The sequence below is a fragment of the Aeromonas molluscorum 848 genome (genome assembly GCF_000388115.1).
Lineage (GTDB): Bacteria > Pseudomonadota > Gammaproteobacteria > Enterobacterales > Aeromonadaceae > Aeromonas > Aeromonas molluscorum.
In genome coordinates this window covers 1-5,353 of the sequence record NZ_AQGQ01000224.1, presented here as the reverse complement: position 1 = coordinate 5,353, position 5,353 = coordinate 1, and the positions used below count along the sequence as shown (strand labels likewise).

The 5,353-nt window shown below is 58.7% G+C and carries 7 protein-coding genes; all 7 read right to left on the bottom strand.

All coding sequences use genetic code 11. The annotated features are described in order from the left end of the window. The coding region (gene rsxC, locus G113_RS18885) for an electron transport complex subunit RsxC (RefSeq protein ID WP_005909255.1) at window positions 1-1,687 on the bottom strand (1,687 nt) is incomplete at its 3' end. A gap of 2 nt (window positions 1,688-1,689) precedes the next feature. Next, window positions 1,690-2,253, bottom strand: a complete 564-nt coding sequence (gene rsxB / locus G113_RS18880; RefSeq protein WP_005909253.1) for an electron transport complex subunit RsxB — start codon at window positions 2,251-2,253, stop codon at window positions 1,690-1,692. Window positions 2,254-2,257: 4 nt separating this feature from the next. Continuing rightward, a complete protein-coding gene (gene rsxA / locus G113_RS18875) occupies window positions 2,258-2,839 on the bottom strand; it encodes an electron transport complex subunit RsxA (protein ID WP_005909250.1) in 582 nt (193 codons plus the stop codon). A 318-nt stretch (window positions 2,840-3,157) separates the two neighbouring features. Then, a complete protein-coding gene (locus G113_RS21910) occupies window positions 3,158-3,589 on the bottom strand; it encodes a methyl-accepting chemotaxis protein (RefSeq protein WP_407919111.1) in 432 nt (143 codons plus the stop codon). Continuing rightward, window positions 3,549-4,457 (bottom strand): PAS domain-containing protein, encoded by a 909-nt coding sequence (locus G113_RS18870; RefSeq protein WP_407919110.1) that lies wholly within the window; start codon window positions 4,455-4,457, stop codon window positions 3,549-3,551. The genes G113_RS21910 and G113_RS18870 overlap by 41 nt, the downstream gene beginning before the upstream one ends. Before the next feature lie 137 nt (window positions 4,458-4,594). After that, window positions 4,595-4,840 carry a hypothetical protein gene (locus G113_RS21230; RefSeq protein WP_152436036.1) on the bottom strand — a complete coding sequence of 82 codons (246 nt, stop codon included), beginning with the start codon at window positions 4,838-4,840 and terminating at the stop codon, window positions 4,595-4,597. Between the two features lie 25 nt (window positions 4,841-4,865). Beyond that, window positions 4,866-5,231 carry a hypothetical protein gene (locus G113_RS21225; protein ID WP_152436037.1) on the bottom strand — a complete coding sequence of 122 codons (366 nt, stop codon included), beginning with the start codon at window positions 5,229-5,231 and terminating at the stop codon, window positions 4,866-4,868. Between the last annotated feature and the right edge of the window lie 122 nt (window positions 5,232-5,353).

Genomic DNA, 5,353 nt, shown 5'->3' with positions numbered 1-5,353 from the left:
TCGTCTCGGGCGCAGGTTCACCGTCACCCACGGTAGCGGGGGAGATTGGCAACTCGGCTGCCTTGGCGGCGCGGCGGGCTAGTGCTTCTTGCTTGCGCGCCTCGCGGGCGGCGGCCATGGCGACATTGTCCGGTGCTTCTGCGCCGACGTGAGGGGCATCCTGCTTGGCCTTGATCCGCGCCAGTGCTGCGGCCACGGGATCTTCGCCACTGGCGGCGGCCATGGCCTGGCGGCGTTGGGCGGCGGCCTCGGCATGGCGTGCCTCGCGGGCGGCCTTGTCCCGCTCGAAGCGAGCTTGCTTGGCTTCAAAACGCAAGCGGGCGCGCTCGGCCTTTTCGGCTTCTTCCCGGGCTTCGCGGATATCATCTTTGGCAATCTTGTAGTACTGCACCAAGGGGATCTGGCTGGGGCAGACCCAGGCACAGGCGCCGCACTCTATGCAGTCGAACAGGTTGAGCTTCTCGGCCTTTTCATACTCTTTGGCCCGGCTGTACCAATAGAGTTCCTGGGGCAGCAGGGTGGCGGGGCAGGCATCGGCGCAGGCGCTGCAACGGATGCAGGACTGCTCGGGTTCGGGGGCTGGCAGCTCGGCCTGGGTTGGCGCGAGCAGGCAGTTGGTGGCCTTGACCACGGGCACCATGGCATGGGGCAAGGTGAAGCCCATCATGGGGCCCCCCATGATCACCCGCTGGCTCGGTTCCGGCTGCAGCTCGAAACGCTTGAGTAGCCAGCGTACCGGGGTGCCAAGGCGCACCCAGGCATTGCCCGGCTGCTTGAAGGCCTCGCCAGTGAGGGTGACGATGCGCTCGATCAGGGGTTCGCCATCCATGACGGCGCGCTTGATGGCGAATACTGTGGCGACGTTGAGCACCATGATGCCGATGTCGACCGCACGACCTCCTTTGGGCACCTGACGACCGGTGAGCAACTCTATGGTCTGCTTGGCCCCGCCCGAGGGATATTTGGTCGGCACCTCCCGTACCATGATGTCCTCTTCGCTGATCTGCTGGCGCAGGGCATTGGCGGCGTCCGGCTTGTTGTCTTCGATGCCGATCAGGCAGAGCTTGGGCTTGAGCAGGTGCTTGAGTACCCGAATGCCGTCGAGGATCTCGTTGGCGTATTCGCGCATCAGCCGGTCATCCGTGGTGATGTAGGGTTCGCACTCCAGGCCGTTGATGATCAGGATCTCGGTGAGTTGGCCGTGGCCATCGAGCTTGCTGTGGGTCGGGAAGACGGCGCCGCCAAGGCCTGCTATGCCGGCACCTTGAATGCGCTCAAGCAGACTGACCCTGTCCAGGTTCCAGTAGTCGGGCTGGGGCTGGCGCTCGCACCAGGCATCCTCTCCATCCGGGATCAGGGTGATGCAAAGATCGGATAAGCCGGATGGATGGGCGACAGTGTGTTGCCCTATGGCGCTGATAACGCCGGAGCTGCTGGCGTGTACCGGCACGAAGCGGCCACGCTCGAAGGCGGTGAGGGGTTGGCCCTTCTTCACCTTGTCTCCCACCTTGACCAGCAGTTCCCCAGCCAGGCCCGCGTGCTGGCGCACCGGTATGATGAGCTCGGGGGGCAGCCCCGCCTGCACCACAGGGTGCTGACTGGATTGATGCTTGTTCTCCGGGGGATGGATGCCGCCATGAAAATCCCACAGAGCCCCGGCCTTGATGCGTTCAATAATAGATTGCATGACTACTCCACCATCTTGACCGGGATAACGACGCTGTTGAGATCCCACTTCCAGTTATCGACCGTGGTGGGCACGGGGATCATCTCGATGCAGTCGGTGGGGCAGGGGTCGACACAGAGATCGCAACCCGTGCACTCGTCGGTGATCACCGTATGCATTGCCTTGGTGGCGCCGACGATGGCGTCCACCGGGCAGGCCTGGATGCACTTTGTGCAACCTATGCACTGATCTTCGTGAATGAAGGCGACCTTCTTGATGGGCACGGCGGCGTTGCCATCCCCCATGGCCAGAGGTTCGACTCCCATGAGATCGGCGATCTTGCGCATGGTGGCGTCGCCACCGGGCACGCATTTGTTGACGGCATCGCCATTGGCGAGGGCCTCGGCATAAGGCTTGCAGCCCGGATAGCCGCACTGGCCGCATTGGGTCTGGGGCAGCAGGGCGTCGAGCTGATCGACGATGGGATCGGCCTCGACCTTGAACTTGACGGCGGCAAATCCCAGTATCAGGCCGAAGGCCAGGGCCAACAGCGCCAGAACCAGGATGGCAAACAATAAGTGAGTCATAGCGCTATATCTTGATGAGGCCGGTAAAGCCCATGAAGGCAAGGGACATCAGGCCAGCGGTGATCATGGCAATCGAGACGCCGCGAAACGGCGCTGGTATGTCGGCAGCCACCAGGCGCTCACGCATGGCGGCAAACAGCACCAGCACCAGGGCAAAGCCTGCTGCCGCGCCAAAGCCATAGATGATGCTCTGGATGAAGTTGTGGCGCTCGTTGATGTTGAGCAGGGCGACCCCGAGCACGGCGCAGTTGGTGGTAATGAGCGGCAGGAAGATGCCGAGCAGTCGGTAGAGGGTCGGGCTGCTCTTGCGCACCACCATCTCGGTAAATTGCACCACCACGGCGATCACCAGAATAAAGGCGAGGGTGCGCAGGTAACCCACCGAGAGTGGCAGTAGTATGTAGTGCTCCACCAGATAGGAGCAGGCGCTGGCCAGAGTCAGTACAAAGGTGGTTGCCAGCCCCATGCCGATGGCGGTTTCCAGTTTGCCGGAGACGCCCATGAAGGGGCAGAGGCCGAGAAATTTCACCAGCACGAAGTTGTTCACCAGCACGGTGCCAATCAGTAAAAGCAGGTACTCAGTCATCAGATTTGGATTATCCCCTGTGAAGGCGGGCGGTATTATCTGATGTTAGGGGGTCAGAAACAACCGCAAGCCCGCAGGGTTATTATTGAATTCGTTCCAGAGTCGCTGAAAACCCCATGGATGACCACCGCGCGGGTATGGGGGTGAAGAGGTGACAAGGCAGGATAGCGTCAATCAGGGCCATTGCAGTGTGGTTTATATGGATAGCCTCAGCTCGGTGGCGCCATCGGGCAGGGAGCTCCTCCCGCCAGATGGCGCCAGATTGCTTCACTTCTCTCAAGGTGTCGCTGGATGCGCCAGCGCGGTCACGACGACCTCTTACAAGGAGAGATTCTTGACGGTTTCTGAGACCGAATTGGCATCCTTGATGATCTCCTCGATCACATCCGAAATGACGCCTGCCTGCTCCTGACCCGCAATGGCATTGGTGGATACCACGCCAACTGTCTGGGTGATCCGCGCGGTAATGCTGGAGTTTTGCTTGATAACGGCCCCTATCTCGCTGGTAGAAGTGCTGGTTCTGGCTGCCAGTTGCCGGACCTCGTCGGCGACCACGGCAAAACCGCGTCCCTGTTCGCCGGCGCGTGCCGCCTCTATGGCTGCGTTCAGCGCCAATAAATTGGTTTGATCCGCGATGCTGCTGATGGTGGAGATGATGGCCTCGATGCTTCTCGATTGCTGGTTGAGCAGTTCAATCTGGCTCGCCACATCACTGACGGAGGTGTTGATATGGTTCGATGTGGTTAACACCTGGTCGATCACCTGGCGACCCTTGGCGGCGCTGGCCACCGTCTCGCCGGCGATGGTGCAGGCAGTGTGGGCGGCTTCCTTGATGGAGAGGGATTTCTCTACCCCGCTCCGTGATGTCACTGGCCAGCTTGATGATTTTGACCACCTTGCCCTCGTGATTGAAGATGGGGTTGTAAGTGGCCTCGAGCCAGATCTTCTGTCCTTGTTTGCCAAAGCGCATGAAGAGCCCGGTTTTGATGTCACCAGAGCCCAGATCGCGCCAGAAATGGGGGTTTTTCTTGTAAAAATCCTCATCACAGAATTGGCGATGAGACTTGCCTGTCACCTCTTCGAGCCGGTAGCCGAAGCAATCGAGGAAATTCTGATTGGCAGTGATGACGGTGCCATCGGGCTCGAAATCGATGACGGCCAAGGACTTGTCCAGCGCGGCCAGCAGGGCTTGGGTTCGCTCCAGTGACGATTGCTGCTCAGTGACGTCCGAGGCCACCTTGGCCACCTTGGCCACCTTGCCATCGACCATGATGGGGAAATAGGTCGCTTCGAGCCAGACGGCCTTGCCCGACTTGGACTGGCGGATGAAGCGGCCATTGCGAAAGGTGCCGTTGCGAAGGTCTCGCCACAAAGACTCATAGTCGCGCGTCTTCACATCATCGGGGAAACAGAGGGCGCTGTGATGCTGACCAATTACCTCATCCCGATTGAAGCCCACTATATTCAAAAACATATCGTTGACGAAGGTGACAATGCCTTCGGGGGTGAACTGGATATAGGGAACCTGAGATTGGATGGCTTGCGAAAACGCATCCAGGTCGGCCATCCGTGCCGTTTTTTCAATCCTGTCCTGATCGTCCGTGTGTTTCCAAAACATAATAGTGTTCCTCCATGAACCCCTAGTGAGACAACGACAGTTAAGTTGACTGATTAGACAGTAGCATTAATGCGTGGAGGATCTTGCGCTTGGAAACGCTATTTTATTCAATCAATGATTCATTTGTTGAGCTGAATTTACCCTCCCTGCATGGGGAGACCCAGTTGAGATTGACGCAGGGATGGCCCGTAAGCAGCCGTGTGCATTGATGCTGGGCAGAGGGTGATGATGATCATCGCTTTATCAGGAGCGCGGCGCTCATCGCCAGCGGTAATGCAGGGGAGAGGAGGCCATTTGCGTTGAAAGACAGTGAGGATTGGCAGGCGCAGAAAAAGCGTCGTTTGCCGAATATGCTCAATGCCCAAGGTGTTTTCAATCAACAAGAGACAAGCCTTACTCACACCCCCTTTAATAACGGACTGACATTAATGTCGGTCGTCTGGAGTAAGGCGCCCGTTTATTGTCCGGCAGCATCATGCCCATGATGCTGCAAATATTAATCACCATGCTTAATCCATCATTTACTGCACCATTGCCAGACGCCTCGTTGAACCAGTCTGAAATAATGAATGAAAAGCGATAGGCCAGTCCGGTGCTCCCTTGATCACCCGTTGGTGCTGATTGCGATTCAGAGGGGAAGGTAAGTTTCGGCTGGGATCGCCGGCGAGACACGTTGAAAACGGATGACGGTGGCGGCTTGCCCAGAGAGGCAGTGGCAGCCGAAGAGGTCATGGTGGTCTCTTCGCCCAAAGCCATCAGCACCGCACGATGCAACTACCGCTTGAGCTGTGGGTTGCATCGCAGGCCGCCCATCCATGATGCGGGACCCGGTTTCATGGTGCTGTGCCAGACTGATCGCTCAAATTGGCGTCATCATGCTGGATTTCCCCGCAGTT

What these genes read in the sequence shown, in the direction of transcription:
- rsxB (WP_005909253.1), bottom strand. Translation starts at nt 2,253, where the DNA reads ATGACTCACTTATTGTTTGCCATCCTGGTTCTGGCGCTGTTGGCCCTG.
- rsxA (WP_005909250.1), bottom strand. Translation starts at nt 2,839, where the DNA reads ATGACTGAGTACCTGCTTTTACTGATTGGCACCGTGCTGGTGAACAAC.
- G113_RS18870 (WP_407919110.1), bottom strand. Translation starts at nt 4,457, where the DNA reads ATGTTTTGGAAACACACGGACGATCAGGACAGGATTGAAAAAACGGCA.